The organism is Pedobacter gandavensis (assembly GCF_032678465.1).
Classification (GTDB): Bacteria; Bacteroidota; Bacteroidia; order Sphingobacteriales; family Sphingobacteriaceae; genus Pedobacter; species Pedobacter gandavensis_B.
In genome coordinates, this window is the sequence record NZ_JAVTSK010000013.1 from 114,434 (window position 1) to 132,080 (window position 17,647).

Below are 17,647 nucleotides of genomic sequence, written 5' to 3' on the forward strand. Positions count from 1 at the left end.
TTTAAAAATGAAGAAGATTATATTTCTATTATTCACTTTACTTGGCAGTCATCAGCTAAGTAAGGCCCAATTGCTCAAAGCAAAACATGAATTCAACCGCGCAGATACCTTAAGAGGTACATTGAGTACTTTGCGCAGCTGTTATGATATCAATTACTACCACCTGAATGTGAAAGTAGACATTGACCAGAAATTCATTAGCGGCAGCAATGAATTCCAATTTACTGCCACACAAGATTTCAACAAGCTGCAGTTCGACTTATTTGCCAACCTGAAAGTGGAAAAAGTGCTCTATAAAAACCAGGAACTCCCTTTCAGCAGAGAATTCAATGCGGTATTTGTGAGCTTTCCTCAAACCATAAAAAAAGGTAGCAAAGAAAGTTTCACCGTATTTTACGCCGGAAATCCCATCATTGCCAAAACCCCACCATGGGATGGCGGATTCATTTTCAGCAAAGACAAATCAGGAAACCCATGGGTATCGATGGCCTGTCAGGGATTGGGAGCTAGCAGCTGGTGGCCCACCAAAGACCATCAAAGCGATGAAGTAGACAGTATGATGATCAGCATCAGTGTACCCAAAGGACTCCAGGACGTGTCCAATGGCCGTTTAAGAAGCATCGTTGAACAGCCTGATGGCTATACCCAATACAATTGGTTTGTCAACAACCCTATCAACAACTATAATGTTGCCCTGTATATTGGTAAATATGCCCATTGGTCTGATGAGTTCGATGGTGAAAAAGGAAAGCTCAGCATCGATTACTGGTCGCTAAAAGAAGACAGCACCAAGGCCCGCCCACATTGGGATGCAGATGTGAAACCCATGCTCAAATCATTTGAACACTGGTTTGGCCCCTACCCCTTTTATGAAGATGGTTATAAACTCGTTCAGGCCCCTCATCTGGGGATGGAACACCAAAGCGCAGTTGCTTATGGCAACCAGTTTAAACAAGGCTATCTGGGCCGGGACCTTTCCGGTTCCGGTTGGGGAATGAAGTTCGATTTCATCACCATCCATGAAAGTGGTCATGAGTGGTTTGGAAACAACATTACCTCCAAAGACATCGCCGATATGTGGATTCATGAGAGTTTCACCAACTACTCTGAAGCGCTTTTCACCGAATCCACTCAAGGAAAAAAAGCAGGTTCAGCTTATGTAATCGGGGTCAGAAAAGCCATTCTCAACGATATTCCAATCATTGGCATCTATGGCGTCAACCATGAAGGTTCCGGAGATATGTATTATAAAGGAGCCAATATGGTGCATACCATCAGACAACTGATCAATAATGATGAGAAGTTCCGAAGTATTCTGAGGGGAATGAACAAAACCTTTTACCATAAAACCGTAACTACTGAGGAAGTTGAGCATTACATCGCCAAACAAAGTGGATTAAAGCTCGACAAAGTATTTGATCAGTATCTGAGAACGATTATGGTGCCGGTTTTGGAATATAAAATCGAAGGAAACAAATTAACTTACCGCTGGACCAATGTCGTAAAGAATTTTGATATGCCGGTCAAAGTAAGTTTGAAACCTGCTGAATTCTCCTTCATTTATCCAGGTACAAAATGGAAAACTATCAATTTAAATCCTGGGATAACCAAGGATAATTTCCAGGTGGACCCGAATTTTTATATAAAGACTAAAAATATATTATAAATAATTGTAAATCCCTGCAACAAAAGGGAATAGCACAGCGTCTTATAGAAAACCGAAAACATCATGAAAAAACTAAGTTTACTATTAACATTTGGATTATTGAGCCTGGGATTACATAGCCAGGCTAAACCGGCTATAAGAATCAGTGCTTCGCATCTTTTGAATGACGAAAGAAAAGTGAGTGATTTCACTGGAATTGCCATAGGAGGCTCAGTTAAAGCCTACGTAAAATTGGGAAATACAGAAAGTTTAAGACTTGAGGGAGATCAGGAAGCCATAGATGAACTCATCACTGAAGTAAAAAACGGTACTTTATCCATCAAACCTAAAAAATCGCAATGGAATGAATGGTTCAAGAAATTTGGCAATTCCAAAGTAACCGCCTACATCACTGCAAAAAAACTAACCAATCTGGCAGTGGCAGGATCAGGTTCAATCGAGGTCGAACAAGCCATTAATGCCAACTCATTTGATGTGGCTATCAGTGGTTCCGGAAACATCAAAGCAACAATAAATGCGCAAAGCATAGATGCAGCAATTAGCGGTTCCGGCGGATTAAACATTAGCGGAAAAACAAAAAAGGCAGAAGTAGCGATCAGCGGATCAGGCAATTTTTCCGGCAAAGAACTTTCTGCAGATGATGTTCAGGCGCACATCAGTGGGTCCGGATCAGTTCATATCCAGGCGCAAAAAAGTCTGGAAGCAGCCATCAGTGGGTCTGGAAACATCAATTATACCGGAAATCCAACTATTAGCAAGGCAATAGCTGGTTCAGGAAAGGTGAGGAAAATCGACTAAATACTAAAAATAGGTTCTTCCTTTAAAAGTTAGAATATAAAAGACAGAACTTAAAAACGTAGTACATCATTTATAAAGTATTTGACACAAAATGGGGCTAAAATCATGATTTTAGCCCCATTTTTGTATTACCAACCTGGATTTTGCAGCAGATTCTTTCCTTTCTCCAATTCATTGTAAGCAAAACACTGAAGGTGATTTATCTTAGTTGAATACCAAATATAATAACTTAACTGAGCATAACAGAGGACAAAAAAAAGAGGTTGACCATCTTTAATCGATGAGACAACCTCTTCTTGTATTAAGAAAGATATCCTAGATACCTAATAGTAATCTTGCTGGATCTTCTAATAATTGTTTCACTCTAACTAAGAACCCTACCGACTCTCTACCATCAATGATACGGTGATCATAAGATAATGCCAAATACATCATCGGACGGATCACCACTTCCCCTTTTTCTGCAATAGGACGCTCAATAATATTGTGCATGCCTAAAATAGCCGATTGTGGAGAATTGATAATTGGCGTAGACATCATAGAACCAAATACACCACCATTAGTGATCGTAAAAGTACCACCTGTCATTTCTTCGATCGTCAATTTGCTATCGCGAGCTTTAGTAGCCAATTCAATAACTGTTTTTTCAATCTGAGCCAAAGTCATGCTTTCCGCATTTCTGATAATTGGAACAACCAATCCTTTAGGTGCAGAAACAGCGATAGAAACGTCTACAAAGTCATTGTAAACCACCTCTTCACCATCAATTCTAGCGTTTACTGCAGGGAAATCTTTTGCTGCTTCGCAAACTGCTTTTGTGAAGAAACTCATGAAACCTAGTCCAACGCCATATTTTTCTTTAAACTGATCTTTATATTTTGAACGAAGATCCATGATTGGTTTCATGTTTACCTCGTTAAAAGTAGTCAACATCGCAGTTTCGTTTTTCACTGCTACCAAACGCTTGGCAACCGTCTTACGCAATGGCGACATTTTCTGTCTGCGTTCCGCTCTTGCACCTGCTACAGCAGTTGCAACTGGCGCAGCAGCAGGGGCTGCAGCTTTAGGGCTCGCTTTTTCCGCTTTTAAAGCGTCCTCTTTAGTGATTCTTCCGTCAACACCTGTACCTTTTACCGTACCTGCATCCACACCTTTTTCTGCAAGAATTTTACCCGCAGATGGAGAAGGTGTACCAGTAGCATAGCTATCACCAGATTTCGCAGGAGCAGCTACAGGAGCTGCAGCTTTATCAGCAGCAACAGCTGCTTTAGGTGCTTCTTCAGCTTTAGCTGCAGGAGCAGCACCACCTTCTTCAATATTACAAACGACTGCACCAATAGCCAAGGTATCACCTTCGGCAGCAACAATCTTTAAAGTTCCAGCCTGTTCTGCAGTTAATTCAAAAGTTGCTTTATCAGATTCTAATTCGGCAATCACTTCATCCATTTCTACTACATCACCATCATTTTTCACCCAACGTGACAAAACAACTTCGGTAATCGACTCGCCTACCGGCGGAACTTTTATTTCTAGACTCATAACTGATGTATTATATTTTTCTAATCTACATTATATACTTTACTCACAGACTTTTTAGCGATGTCTTTTTCTGTTTTAGAAACAGGAACTTCGAAAGATTTTGCTAAAATATACGCTTGCTGATCTGCATGTTGTTTTGCAAATCCTGATGCCGTACTGCTGCTCTCTTTTCTTGAAATCACGTCGATATCATTAAAGATAGTTTTTCTTAGTCTACGCAACAAATATGGCCATGCACCCATGTTTTCAGGCTCTTCCTGAACCCAAACCGCTTCAGTAGCATTTTTATATTTCGCGTAAACTTCTTCCATCTGCGCCACCGGAGTTGGATACAATTGCTCTACCCTTACGATAGCGACATTTTTAACCTGATCTTTTTGTTGTTTCTCCAACAACTCATAATAGATCTTTCCTGTACAGAACAATACTCTGGTTACTTCAGCTGCTTTCACATTTGCATCATCAATCACTTCCTCGAATCTACCTTCCGTAAAGTCGGCTAATTTAGACACACAGGCAGGGTGACGTAAAAGACTTTTCGGTGTAAAAACCACCAATGGCTTTCTGAAATCACGTTTGAATTGTCTGCGGATCGCATGGAAGAAATTCGCAGGCGTTGAACAGTTGGTTACCTGCATGTTATAATCTGCACAAAGCTCCATGAAACGCTCAATACGCGCCGAAGAATGCTCCGGACCCTGACCTTCATAACCATGTGGCAATAACATCACCAAACCATTTTCACGTTGCCATTTTGTTTCCGCACTGGCAATATATTGATCTACTACAATCTGAGCACCATTAAAGAAGTCACCAAACTGTGCTTCCCAAATTGTCAATGCATTTGGATTCGCCATGGCATAACCATATTCAAAGCCCAATACACCATACTCGGATAAGTGAGAGTTGTAAATATCAAAAGATGCCTGACTGGCAGATACATGTGCCAATGGGATGTACTCTTCTTCAGAATCCTCTAATGTCAATACCGCATGACGGTGAGAGAAAGTCCCTCTTTCTACATCCTGACCACTTAAACGAACACGTTTTCCTTCTTCCAGTAAAGTACCGTAAGCCAGTTGCTCACCCATTGCCCAATCGAACACATGAGTATCATTGGCCATTTTACTACGCTCATCAAAAAGCTTTTCAATTTTCTTAAAGAACTTTTTATCTGAAGGAAGTGTTGAAATTTTCTTGGCTACATCCAGTAAAACCTCTTTGTTTACTGAAGTGTCAGGAGAAGTTTCAAAATCTTTTACCGTAGCAATACGCATGTCTTTCCATGCACCACCGAATTTTACATCCTGATAAGTAGAAGTAATTGCTTTTGCTTCATTCAAACGCTCCTGCAAAATACCACGGAATTCTTTTTCCATTGTTTTTGCAACAGTCGCCTCCAATTTACCTTCTTTAATCAATTGAGCTACATAGATATCACGTGGATTCGAGTGTTTCTCAATTGCTTTGTATAATAAAGGTTGGGTGAATTTTGGTTCATCAGATTCATTATGACCGAATCTACGGTAACATAAGATATCGATGAACACATCATTTTTATATTTCTGACGGTACTCCATTGCCAGGTTGATCGCATAAACCAAAGCTTCCACATCATCTCCATTCACATGGAAAACTGGCGACAAAGTTACTTTAGCGATATCTGTACAATAAGTACTCGAACGTGCATCTTTATAATTGGTAGTGAAACCAATCTGGTTGTTGATGATCAGGTGAATGGTACCTCCGGTTTTGTAACCGTCTAGTCCTGCCATCTGAATCACTTCATAAACAATCCCCTGACCGGCGATAGAAGCATCACCATGGATCAGAATTGGTGCAATGCGGGCATCATCACCATCATATTTGAAATCTATCTTCGACCTGGTCATTCCTTCAACCACTCCGTTCACTGTTTCCAGATGCGAAGGGTTAGGACATAAACTCAAGTGAACATTTTTACCATCATTGGTCGTTACATCTGTTGAATAACCCAGGTGATATTTCACGTCACCACCAAAAGGTGATTCCGCACTATATCCTTTACCTTCAAATTCAGCAAAAATATCTTTATAGGATTTTTGCATAATGTTGGCCAACACATTTAGCCTTCCACGATGCGCCATTCCAATCACAAATTCCTGAATACCTAGCGCAGCACCCTTTTCAATCACTGAGTCTAATGCAGGGATCAATGCTTCAGCACCCTCCAGAGAGAATCTTTTTTGCCCCAGGAACTTGGTACCCAGGAAACTCTCAAAGCATACTGCCTCATTTAATTTTTTAAGGATTCTTGTTTTCTCCTCGATAGAGAAATTAGGCGTGTTACGAACACTTTCCATTTTCTTCTCGATCCATGACAAGACTTCTGGAGTACGAACGTATTTATATTCCGCACCGATTGAACGGCAATAGGTTTGATTTAAGAAAGCAACAATTTCGCTTAACTTAACCGCACCGATCCCAAGCTCAATACCCGCATTAAATACAGTATCCAGATCAGCATCAGACAAATTGAAATTTACCAGATCTAAAGTCGGCAAGTGCTTACGTCTCTCCCTAACCGGGTTAGTATGCGTAAACAAGTGGCCACGCTGACGGTAACCATTGATCATGTTTAAAACACTCACTTCTTTTAGGAAATGTTCAGGCGTATCCTCTCCTGTAACCGGAGATGAGCTTCTGCCGAAGTCAAAGCCTTCAAAAAATTTTTGCCAACCAAATTCAACCGAATTGGGATCTTCCTTAAATGCTTGATAAAGGGACTCTACGTATTCGGCGTTTTCGCCGCTGAGATAAGATAAATTATCCATTATGTGTCTATATGCTATATTGAAGCAAAATTAGGATTTTACCTATTAAGTAGGGCAAGTTTCTTTATAAATATTCCAAAAAATCCGTCATATCCCGGACATTCTTTAGCGGCGTAAGCCGATCTTGAACAAGGATATCAAATTCAGAGATTAAACTGCCTGCAACTAACAGGGGCACGCTAAGGTGATCCATCACTTTACCTATTATTTTATTCACGTTTTTACCCAAATTCAGTGAAGTTAAAACCGTAAAAGCAAAATCTGGCTGATACGAGTCTACTACTTTTTTTAAATCTGAATAAGGAGTTTCCAATCCGAGGTAGAGACTATCATGCCCCCGGCTTTTCAATAAGTAACGGGCAAAAAGCAGGCCATTTTCATGCATTTCTGTTTCAGGAAGAAACAGCAAAAACTTTTTGTTTTTTAAACGTTTGGTGTGTTCAACTTTATTGATCTCAATAATGATCCGGTCCCGGATCAGGTTGGAGGCAAAATGTTCATGAGCCGGGTCGATTGCCCCGGTTTGCCATAGCATTCCTGTTTTCTTCATAAAAGGGAAAATGACAAGATCCATAGTTTTGACCAATCCCATTTCCTCTATACAGGAATCTAAAACGCTCACAAATGCGGATTCATCAAAATCTATGGTCGCCCTGCACAAAGTCATCAGTTGCATAGATTCCTTGCTCAAATCATTCTTCAGCTGTCCAACCAGATTAGAGATCAGCATCCTGTCCATTCGGGCGATCTTACTGATCTTATAGCCATTTTCATTCAAGGCCACAATATTCAGCAAGGTTCTGAGATCCTCCTCATTGTAGAAACGAATATTCGTTGCTGTACGTTTTGGTGGAACCAGGTTATACCTCACCTCCCACGCTCTGATGGTATGCGCTTTGATGCCAATCAGCCCTTCGATATCACTTATTGAAAATTTCCTCACGTTATAATGGACAACAAAAGTTCAACCGCTTTGTTTAGCACAAAACAGGTTCCGATCAACCTTTCATTAAAGAGAGCCGTTTCACCTGAGCAGCAAAACGCCTTCCTATTGGAATTTCAAGTGTATCCAACTCCACATCATAGCTGGTAAAGGCGGTGATCCGTTTAATGGAAACAATAAAGGACCGGTGAATCCGTATAAACAAATGATGTGACAACATTCCTTCTAAAGCAGCCAGAGAATGTTTCACTAATAAAGGAGGTTCCTGATCCCGATATATTTTAATATAATCCTTGATACTCTCGATATAGATGATTTGATCCAGAAATACTTTTATCGTCTTTCTATTGGCACGGAAACAAATAAATTCCATACCAGATCCGGGTAATTTGTCTTCTAATCCCAGCCCAACACCAATGACTTTATTCACGGCTTTGAGAAAGCGTTCCAGACTCACCGGTTTCAGTAAAAAGTCGATGGCATCCAATTCGAATGCCTCAACTGCATATTGCTCATGGGCAGTCACAAAGATCACCTTTGGTGGATGCTGGAGAGTCTTTATCAAACTTGTACCCAACAATCGGGGCATTTGTATGTCCAGAAATAAAAGATCAATCTTATCTGTCTTTAAAATCTCCATAGCCTGAAAAGCATTACTACAGGTAGCTACCAACTCCAGTTGATCCACCAGTTGAATGTATTGCCTGAGGATCTTTTGAGCCATCAATTCATCGTCCACGAGTAAACATCTCAAATGCATCTTTTACTTTTTTTGAAAAATCCAAAACTATCATTTCCCCTAACAGCACTTGCTTATTCAGCAAACCTGATGGGAGACAAAACTCAAAAAATAAAGATTAGGGATGAATTTAGTACAGGTCCAAAGCGCTGAAACCAGCACGATGATTTTACAACAATCATTCCATGAAAACGTTTTAAAATAAATCACTGTAAACCAGAGACCAACGACCTTATAACTGACCTGAGTTACAAATTCCGGGCAACAATTCAGTTCGACGGACTAATCCTGTTATTCAAAGCAGGACTTCCAGCATCCAGCTAAATTCGATTTCTGGCATCTCTAAACCGGCGATATTTAGTGGAAAATAAAGCTTAAGAAAATGAAAAAATTAATCATTCCGCTGGCAATTGGCACCATACTATTGTTTGCGGGCAACCAAACGGCAAAAGCACAGGTTAACCTGGAAACGGTAACGATCAGACCAAATGCCACAAAAGCGATCATCTCTGAACAGGTATCCAACTCATTTAGTCAGCTGTTTAAAGACGCGAAAGAAGCACAATGGATGGAAATCAACAAAAGGTTTGTGGTCAACTTTATTCTCAATGATCAGAAAAATAAGGCCGTGTTTACAAAAAACGGGGATCTTGTTTATCACCTCAGTTATGGCACTGAAAAAAGCATTCCCGGGCACATCTTAAAAAAAGTTCAGCAGCAGTATGAAGGCTATACGATGGGTTCTGCTGTAAAGGTAAGTTCAGGAAATGACATCGTTTGGGTCATGAATATCGAAAACAATAAACAGATTTTGGTGATCAGGGCTACGGATGATGACATGGACGTAATTGATCGGATCAAAAAATCCTGATTAGGCCATCAGAGAAGGATCCGGAACGATCGTTTCCAAAAGCTTGATTTGCTTTTCCAGATCAAAAGTATTTTTCGTTTTGGAATCCTTTCCGGCAGCAGCAACATTTGCCCAATTCCCCCAGTTACTTGCCGGAGCATAATCGATCAGCTTTTCCTCAAAATAAACAGCGCCATTGGTCCAGTGAACCTTTAGGATATGAATTAAGAAAGTAGCCACCAGCAAGCGTCCTGTATGTGAAATAAATCCATGAACATTCAAATCATGCATATACCGGTCAACGATTGGATTCCCGGTATGACCGGATTTCCATTTGATCAGATCAGGATGCTCATTTTCTGTCGGACTAAAAAACTCCTTTTCAAATTCTTCCGGTTCCTGAAAAAAGCTAATTCCATGCTTTTTGAACATGAACCTGAAATAATCACGCCACAATAAGCCCAATAGGATCTGATTAAAATTGGCGTTACCACCAAACTCTGCTTCGGCAGCTTTCAGTTTCCAGTACACTTTTCTTGGAGACAAACAGCCTAAAGAAAGCCAGCCAGACAACCTGGAAGAAAAACCCTGCTGTCCTCCCGTATTTTTCACCGGCTTCTGATGGATTTCTGCACCTTCGAGTAACAATTCTTTTAGATGTAATAAACCAGCATCTTCACCACCAGTAAATGCAAAAGGAGGAAAATCTTCAGTATTCACTTCAAAGCCCAGATCCTCAAGTGTAGGTAATGCACCCCAATCTTCATTTTCCACAAATGTGATCTCCTCCGGACTCGGGAAACAGGACTTTACCATCGCATCCCGTTCTGTTTTCTTTTTAAATTGCGCAAAAACGTCAGGAATATCCTTGATTGGAAAAGGAAGGTCCTCCTTATTATATAAGGTATGACCGATGAAATGTTTTAAATTGATTTTCTGTTTCCATAACAGGTCTTCCATTCTGGTAGAAACTAAGGTTTCTTCCGGCGCGACCTCCCGATGGTGATAAACTTCAGAAATTTCGAAGTCGCTCACCAGCTTTGTCATGAATTCTTCCGGACTTCCATTCACCAATAAGATGTCTCCACCCAATTTTTGAAAAGACAGCCTTAATGCAGCTACACTTTCCAGGAGAAATTTCGCCCGATGTATGCCGGTCTTTAAAGTTTCAAATCTGGTCTTATGAAAATATTGCGGGTCAAAGAAATAAACCGGCAAAATACTCTCAGATTTAGCAAGTGCTTCAACCAACATTTCATTGTCGTGTAATCGAAGATCATTTCTAAACCAAACGAGTATTCTTTTAGATTTCATTAAAGACTGAGTAACTGACATACAATAAACAAAAATATACGATTTTTTAGCTTAGTACGAATTCATAAAGCAATATTTACATAAGCGCAACAAACATTTGGCCGATATATGGAAAATGGCAAACTAAAACACAATTAATTGGTTATACGAAAATGGACAAGCACATTTTGATCACTGGGGCAACAGGCATGATTGGCCAGAGACTCATCGCCTTGTTATTGAAAAAAGGACATAAACTGAGCATACTTTCCAGAAAAAACTCAAAAATAGAAGGTGTAAAAGTTTACCTATGGGATGTCGAGAAATTCAAGATTGACCCTAATTGCCTATCGGGTGTAGACACCATCATTCACCTTGCGGGAGAAAACATTGCCTCGAAAAGATGGACCGCAGCGCGCAAAAAAGAGATAATCGATAGTCGCGTGAAATCTGCACAACTACTTTATCAAGCCATAAAAGAACAAAAAGCTCCGGTAAAAACCTTTATCTCTGCATCCGCAGTAGGCTACTATGGAGATCGTGGAGAAGAAATATTAACAGAAGAAAGCCCGAATGGGACCGGATTTCTGGCCAGCTGCTGTGCACAATGGGAGGCGGCGGTGGATGAAGGGATTGAACTGGGCATTCGTGTAGTAAAATGGAGATTAGGCTTTATCCTTGCCCGGTCTGAAGGCGCACTAAAAGCGATGGAGCAACCCATCCGCTATTTTCTGGGCGCTGGACTGGGGAGCGCTAAACAATGGGTGCCCTGGGTACATGTCGATGATGTGGTCGAAATGTTCAGGAATTCCGTAGAAAATGAGATTTATAGCGGTGCTTACAATGCTTGTGCAGCTCAACCTGCCCGCAACCTCGAACTCACTAAAGCCATTGCAAACCAACTGAAACGCCCGGTCTGGCCCATCCATGTTCCGAATTTTCTCTTAAAAATGCTCCTTGGAGAACTCAGCGAAATCGTATTGGATAGCACTCATACTTCCCCGGAAAAATTATTGCATACCGGATTTACGTTTAAATATCCGCAACTTCGCATGGCGCTAAACCATATTTACCAACAGCCTGATTCAAATATTTAATCAATTTAAAATAATCCAGCCTTCATAAATCCCGTATTTATGAAATCTTTAAACACCTGTAATGAAGCCTAAAATTAACATCTGCTGGTTGCGAAGAGACTTACGACTTGAAGACAATGCAGCCATTTACCATGCTTTAAAAAGTGAGTATCCAGTATTACTGCTATTCATTTTCGACACAGACATCCTGAGCAAACTGAGCAACAAACAGGATGCAAGAGTCAGCTTCCTACATCAAACTTTAAATCGCCTCAATACTACTTTACAAAAAACTCAGGGTTCTTCCATCCTGGTTAAACATGGGAAACCTTCGGAGGTATGGGCAACACTTTGCGAAACCTATCAGATTAATGCCGTTTACACCAACCATGATTATGAACCTGATGCCATCAAAAGAGATGCTGCAATCACTGTTCAGCTCCAGGCAAAAAACATCAGTTTTTATAGCTATAAAGACCAGGTTATCTTTGAAAAAAATGAAATCAAAAAGTCCGATGGACTTCCCTATACGGTATTTACACCATATTTCCGTCAATGGCAGCAAAAACTCAATGACTTTTATGCAAAGGCCTATCCAACGGAAAAATACTTTCAGAATTTCTGGCAAATCAAGCCTTTTCCCATCCCTGATTTAGAAGAGATCGGATTTGAGGCCAGTACCTTAAAATTTCCGGATAAAAATTTCGAGGAAAAGCTCAATGATTACGAAAAGAAAAGAGATTTTCCGGCAGCGGATGCGACCTCACATATCGGCATTCACTTACGCTTCGGCACCATCAGCATCAGAAATGCTGTTAGGGCTGCCCTGGAACAGAAGGCGGATAAATGGCTTTCTGAACTTGCCTGGAGAGACTTCTATCAGATGATTTTATGGCATTTCCCACATACGGTTACAAAATCTTTCAAGCCCAAATACGACCACATCAAATGGAGAAACCGCCCGGAGGAATTTGAGGCCTGGTGTCAGGGAAATACCGGCTACCCTTTGGTAGATGCAGGAATGAGACAACTCAATGCCACAGGATATATGCACAACCGGGTACGCATGGTAGTGGCTAGTTTTCTATGTAAACACTTGCTGATCGACTGGCGATGGGGAGAAGCTTATTTCGCGGAGCGGCTTTTAGATTATGAAATGGCCAGCAATGTTGGCGGATGGCAATGGGCCTGCGGATGTGGGAATGATGCTGCTCCTTATTTTCGGGTATTTAATCCGGAGCTTCAAATGAAGAAGTTTGACCCTAAGTTGGCATATGTAGACCAATGGGTACCTGCCTATAAACAACTAAAGCACGCCCTACCAATTGTAGAACATGCTTTTGCCAGAGAAAGGGTCTTGAAAGTTTTCAAAGCGGCATTAAATGAATAATGCCGCTCTTTTATATTTTAATTAGTCACTGCTAATATCTCTATCGAGGTATAATCCAGGCAGGAGTTTGCGGCAATAATATCACCACTTGTAGTTGCTGCATTTCCATAAGCCAAAACGGAAGGAATAAACATTCTTACTTTAGTTCCTTTAGTGAATTTAGGCAACATAATTCTGAATCCTGTAATCAAGCTTTTTGGAGTTACCGTAATGGTTGACTCCTGGGCATTTGTTCCCTCCAGTGTTTTCATGGAATAACTAAAGTTCACCAATGAATTCAGGTTAATGAGGTCAGTTCCGGTACCTGCAGTAATGGTTTGTAGATAAATTCCACTTGGATCCTTTACTGCTGTAAGTGAGTTCGCTTTTAAATAAGCATTGATGTGCATATCATCCAGTAATGCCTGACTTTCTTTAAAACTGTTGATCGTCAGAATCAGGATCTCATTAGAAGGAATTCCTGCAGCTGAAATGCCATTTTTACCAAAAGCCAGATAAGAAGGCAGGTAAATTGTAGCAGTACCTCCAGGTTGTAATTTGCGCAAGACATTGGAAATTGCAGGAATAGTTTTACCGTAAAACCCAAATGCAGATCCTACCCTTTGCCCATCGTTACGTGTAGTTGGCGTAGCAGCATAAACCGTTCCGGCAGAAAAACCAGCAATCTTAATGCTGTAACGTACTGAATCTGTTAATTTATAAACTGGATCTGTACTTCCTGCAGGTTGATTCAACACATAGAAATAACCGGTCTTAGCAGAATCTGGAATAGCAGTAATATTGTTTTTTGCGAAATATTCAGTTAGTTTGGTTTCATCTAAGGTCTGAATAGTTTCATAATCCTTTTTACAGGAGCTAAAAATAACGATTGTCGCCAATAAAGCGACGGTATAAAGTGATAACTTTTTAATCATTTGTATTTTCTATTTTATATTCTTTAAGGTAACGGTATAATCTAATATTGAGAATGGAGGAATTCCTGATCCGGTAAAATTTTCGTATCCCAGGGCAGAAGGAATGATCATTCTGATCCGGCCTCCTTTAGTGATTTTCCCCAGTCCGATTTTCCAGCCTGGCATCGCCTTATTGAGGTCGACCACCACCGAATCCGTTTCTGGTACGGACTCAAATGTTGATGCTGAACGTAAAATTCGTCCTTCATAGTACACCACAACCTGGTCTGTGTCTTTTGGAAAAACTGTACCTTGACCTTTTGTGATGATTTGATAGTTCAATCCTGAAGGATCTACAATTATACTGTCAGCTGCTGCGCCAATAGAGTCTTTATATTTTTTTATCGTTAAAGCGTCCAATTCCAGCTGCTTTACCCCATCATAAGGTGGTGTTTGCTCACATGCAGCAAAGAAAGCGCAGCCAAGAAACAACAACAGCAAAATCTTGTTTTTTAACATAATAGACAAAAATACTCTTTTATTGGCGATAGCACAATTTTTAACCAATTTTAACAAATAGAAAGCCGGGATCAAAAAAAACGCCCTTAATTAAATTAAGAGCGTCCAGGTTTAATTATGAATCAATTTTTTAATAGCAATATTTATTGGCGGCAATAACTTGTTGAGCTACCTTTTGACGGGCATCTTTCACATTAAAGGCCTCCATTTTGGTAAAGCGACGTAAGCCCACCATCATCATGCGCTGTTCATCACCATCGGCAAATGCCCATAATGCTTCTTTACCTGCTTTTTGCAAGGCATCCACTGCCTCTACAAAATAAATGCGCATCATATTCAGTTGGCCTTCACAAGCGGCTTCACCTCGGATGCTAACCAGTTTTTCTGTCCTCAGCATTGCTGATTCTGCCACATATACATAGCTGGCCATGTCTGCAATATTCATTAAAATCTCCTGTTCCTTGGAAAGGCTCATCATCAATTTCTGAACCGCAGCACCGGCTACCATTAAAGTTGCCTTTTTCAGGTTTTTAATGATTTTCTTTTCCGCAGCAAATAAAGCATCATCTTCTTCTCCGAAATCAGGGATCGACATTAATTCTGCTGCAACCGCAGTTGCAGGAGTCATCAAATCCAACTCCCCTTTCATGGCACGCTTCAACATCATATCTACAGTCAGCAACCTGTTGATTTCGTTGGTCCCTTCAAAAATTCTGTTGATTCTGGCATCACGGTAAGCACGGTCCATTGGTGCTTCTGCTGAGAAACCCATCCCTCCGTAAATCTGAACACCTTCGTCTACGACATAATCCAGGGCTTCCGAACCCCAAACTTTCAGAATGGCACATTCTACCGCATATTCTTCTGTAGATTTCAGTTTGGCTTTACTCGCGTCCATACCACCGGCAACCAGGCGTTCATAAGCATCATCAATATTTTGTCCGGCACGATAATTTGCCGATTCTACAGCATATACCTTTGCGGCCATTTCCGCCAATTTGTAACGGATGGCACCATATTTAGAAATCGGGCGATCGAATTGAATTCTTTCATTTGAATAATTCACTGCGGTGTCGATTACTGCTTTAGAGGCACCAATCGCGGCTGCCGACAATTTAATACGGCCGATATTTAGAATATTCACCGCAATTTTAAACCCATTCTGACGCTCAGAAAGCATATTTTCTACCGGTACCGGGCAATCATTAAAGAAAACCTGTCTGGTAGAAGAACCTTTGATCCCCATTTTATGTTCTTCCGGATTCATGGTAATGCCTCCAAAGTCACGCTCCACGATGAAAGCGGTTAAATTGGCATCGTCATCAATTTTAGCAAATACAATAAAGATATCCGCGAAACCACCATTGGTGATCCACATTTTCTGACCAGTGATCAGGTAATGTGTCCCATCTGCAGAAAGCTTTGCCTTTGTTTTTCCGGAATTGGCATCCGAACCAGAATTAGGTTCTGTTAAACAATAAGCGGCTTTCCATTCACCGGTTCCCAGTTTTGGAATATACTTTTCCTTTTGTGCTTCATTACCATAATATAAGATCGGCAGTGTCCCTATTCCGGTATGCGCGGAGAGTGCTACGGCAAAAGAATGCCCGGCACCAATCACATCTGCAACCAGCATCGAAGTATTGAAATTTTTTCCAAAACCACCGAATTCTTCCGGGATGGAAACACCTAAAATACCTAGGGCACCTGCTTTATCCATTAATGAAGGCATCAAACCTTCTTCCTGAGTATCGATACGATCCAGGTTTGGATAAACCTCTGTTGCGAGAAAATCCCGACAGGTTTGCGCAATCATTTGTTGCTCTTCATCAAATTCTTCAGGAATAAATACATCCTGGTAATTGGTTTCTGTAATTAAAAACGCTCCACCTTTAATTGTTTTTTTGTCTGTAGTTTCCATAATATCCTGTTAAAGCATTTCAAAAATTCCGGCAGCTCCTTGTCCGCTACCCACGCACATGGTTACCATACCATATTTCTGATCTCTCCGTTTCAATTCATTAAATAACTGTACTGATAATTTGGCGCCGGTACAACCCAAGGGATGTCCGAGTGCAATCGCACCACCATTCACATTGACCTTTGATGCATCAATGCCTAAAGTCCGGATTACGGCCAGCGACTGTGAAGCAAAAGCTTCATTCAGCTCAATCAGGTCCAGTTCTTCCAGTTTCATTCCGGCCATTTTCAACGCTTTCGGAATCGCCTCAATTGGACCAATCCCCATAATTCTTGGTGGAACACCAGCAATTCCATAGCTAACTAGGCGGGCAATAGGATCTACGCCCAGTTCTTTCATTTTCTTTTCAGAAACCACCAGCACAAAGGCTGCACCATCAGAAGTCTGAGAAGAGTTTCCGGCAGTCACACTACCATCAGCAGCGAAAACAGGTTTCAGTTTTGCCAGTTTATCCAGTGAAGTATCTGCTCTTGGCCCTTCATCGGTATCCACCACATAACTGCGGCTTTTCTTTTTCATATTGCCATCCAGGTAATTTTCTACTACCGTTATCGCTGCAACACCCGCTTTCAGGTGGCCATTTTTGATGGCTTCCACTGCTTTCATATTCGATTGAAAAGCGAAAGCATCCTGATCTTCCCTACTTACATTATATTCTTTGGCTACAGCTTCTGCTGTTAAACCCATTCCCCAATACCAATCCGGGTTTTTCATTGCCACATCTGCGTTTGGAACTACTTTCCATCCACCAAAAGGCATCCCAGACATCACCTCTACCCCACCGGCAATGATACAATCTGCCATGCCACTTCTGATTTTTGCCACTGCTGTTGCGATGGTTTCTAAACCTGAAGCGCAATAACGATTGATCGTTACACCTGGTACTTTATCGGTATCCAAACCCATCAGCGAAACCATACGCCCAATATTCAGGCCCTGTTCTGCTTCAGGTGTGGCATTTCCAACAATCACATCATCAATCTGTGTTTTATCCAGATTCGGTACTGAATCCACCAGCTGCCTGATCACATCCGCAGCCAAATCATCAGCTCTGGTAAAACGAAATACACCACGCGGAGCCTTGCCCACTGCGGTACGATATCCTGCTATAATATATGCTTCTTGCATGTCTGTGTCTTTTAATAGA

General features: G+C 41.0%; 14 protein-coding genes. 5 read left to right on the plus strand and 9 right to left on the minus strand.

The features are described from left to right. Positions 1-7: 7 nt before the first annotated feature. Together R2Q94_RS20090 and R2Q94_RS20095 are read left to right on the plus strand one after the other, a co-directional pair. Positions 8-1,666, plus strand: coding sequence for a M1 family metallopeptidase (locus R2Q94_RS20090; RefSeq protein WP_316823277.1), 1,659 nt, complete (start codon positions 8-10; stop codon positions 1,664-1,666). Between the two features lie 63 nt (positions 1,667-1,729). After that, positions 1,730-2,464 carry a head GIN domain-containing protein gene (locus tag R2Q94_RS20095; RefSeq protein WP_316823278.1) on the plus strand — a complete coding sequence of 245 codons (735 nt, stop codon included), beginning with the start codon at positions 1,730-1,732 and terminating at the stop codon, positions 2,462-2,464. Positions 2,465-2,779: 315 nt separating this feature from the next. Here the strand turns inward: R2Q94_RS20095 and odhB are convergent, their stop codons facing one another. From odhB to R2Q94_RS20115, 4 genes are all read right to left on the minus strand, one after another. Further along, positions 2,780-4,003: a 2-oxoglutarate dehydrogenase complex dihydrolipoyllysine-residue succinyltransferase gene (gene odhB / locus R2Q94_RS20100; protein ID WP_316823279.1), complete on the minus strand. Its 1,224-nt coding sequence runs from the start codon at positions 4,001-4,003 to the stop codon at positions 2,780-2,782. Between the two features lie 20 nt (positions 4,004-4,023). Further along, complete coding sequence (locus R2Q94_RS20105; protein ID WP_316823280.1) at positions 4,024-6,816, minus strand: 2-oxoglutarate dehydrogenase E1 component; 2,793 nt, start codon at positions 6,814-6,816, stop codon at positions 4,024-4,026. 64 nt (positions 6,817-6,880) lie between these two features. Continuing rightward, positions 6,881-7,759, minus strand: coding sequence for a MerR family transcriptional regulator (locus R2Q94_RS20110; RefSeq protein ID WP_316823281.1), 879 nt, complete (start codon positions 7,757-7,759; stop codon positions 6,881-6,883). Between the two features lie 55 nt (positions 7,760-7,814). After that, positions 7,815-8,519, minus strand: a complete 705-nt coding sequence (locus R2Q94_RS20115; RefSeq protein ID WP_316823282.1) for a LytTR family DNA-binding domain-containing protein — start codon at positions 8,517-8,519, stop codon at positions 7,815-7,817. 361 nt (positions 8,520-8,880) lie between these two features. Here R2Q94_RS20115 and R2Q94_RS20120 point away from each other — a divergent pair, with 361 nt between their 5' ends. Beyond that, positions 8,881-9,369 (plus strand): hypothetical protein, encoded by a 489-nt coding sequence (locus tag R2Q94_RS20120; RefSeq protein WP_316823283.1) that lies wholly within the window; start codon positions 8,881-8,883, stop codon positions 9,367-9,369. Here R2Q94_RS20120 and R2Q94_RS20125 read toward each other — a convergent pair whose 3' ends face one another. Then, positions 9,370-10,662 carry a DASH family cryptochrome gene (locus tag R2Q94_RS20125; RefSeq protein WP_316823284.1) on the minus strand — a complete coding sequence of 431 codons (1,293 nt, stop codon included), beginning with the start codon at positions 10,660-10,662 and terminating at the stop codon, positions 9,370-9,372. Positions 10,663-10,814: 152 nt separating this feature from the next. Here R2Q94_RS20125 and R2Q94_RS20130 point away from each other — a divergent pair, with 152 nt between their 5' ends. Together R2Q94_RS20130 and R2Q94_RS20135 are read left to right on the plus strand one after the other, a co-directional pair. Further along, positions 10,815-11,738: a TIGR01777 family oxidoreductase gene (locus R2Q94_RS20130; protein ID WP_316823285.1), complete on the plus strand. Its 924-nt coding sequence runs from the start codon at positions 10,815-10,817 to the stop codon at positions 11,736-11,738. Positions 11,739-11,799: 61 nt separating this feature from the next. Beyond that, the gene (locus R2Q94_RS20135; RefSeq protein ID WP_316823286.1) at positions 11,800-13,107 is read left to right on the plus strand and encodes a deoxyribodipyrimidine photo-lyase; all 1,308 of its coding nucleotides are present in this window, start codon (positions 11,800-11,802) and stop codon (positions 13,105-13,107) included. Between the two features lie 17 nt (positions 13,108-13,124). Here R2Q94_RS20135 and R2Q94_RS20140 read toward each other — a convergent pair whose 3' ends face one another. From R2Q94_RS20140 to R2Q94_RS20155, 4 genes are all read right to left on the minus strand, one after another. Then, on the minus strand, positions 13,125-14,021 hold the full coding sequence (locus R2Q94_RS20140; RefSeq protein ID WP_316823287.1) for an FKBP-type peptidyl-prolyl cis-trans isomerase: 897 nt from the start codon (positions 14,019-14,021) through the stop codon (positions 13,125-13,127). A gap of 9 nt (positions 14,022-14,030) precedes the next feature. After that, positions 14,031-14,519, minus strand: coding sequence for an FKBP-type peptidyl-prolyl cis-trans isomerase (locus tag R2Q94_RS20145; protein WP_316823288.1), 489 nt, complete (start codon positions 14,517-14,519; stop codon positions 14,031-14,033). A 130-nt stretch (positions 14,520-14,649) separates the two neighbouring features. Next, positions 14,650-16,440 carry an acyl-CoA dehydrogenase family protein gene (locus R2Q94_RS20150; RefSeq protein WP_316823289.1) on the minus strand — a complete coding sequence of 597 codons (1,791 nt, stop codon included), beginning with the start codon at positions 16,438-16,440 and terminating at the stop codon, positions 14,650-14,652. A 9-nt stretch (positions 16,441-16,449) separates the two neighbouring features. Continuing rightward, positions 16,450-17,628, minus strand: coding sequence for an acetyl-CoA C-acyltransferase (locus R2Q94_RS20155; protein ID WP_316823290.1), 1,179 nt, complete (start codon positions 17,626-17,628; stop codon positions 16,450-16,452). Positions 17,629-17,647: the final 19 nt, after the last annotated feature.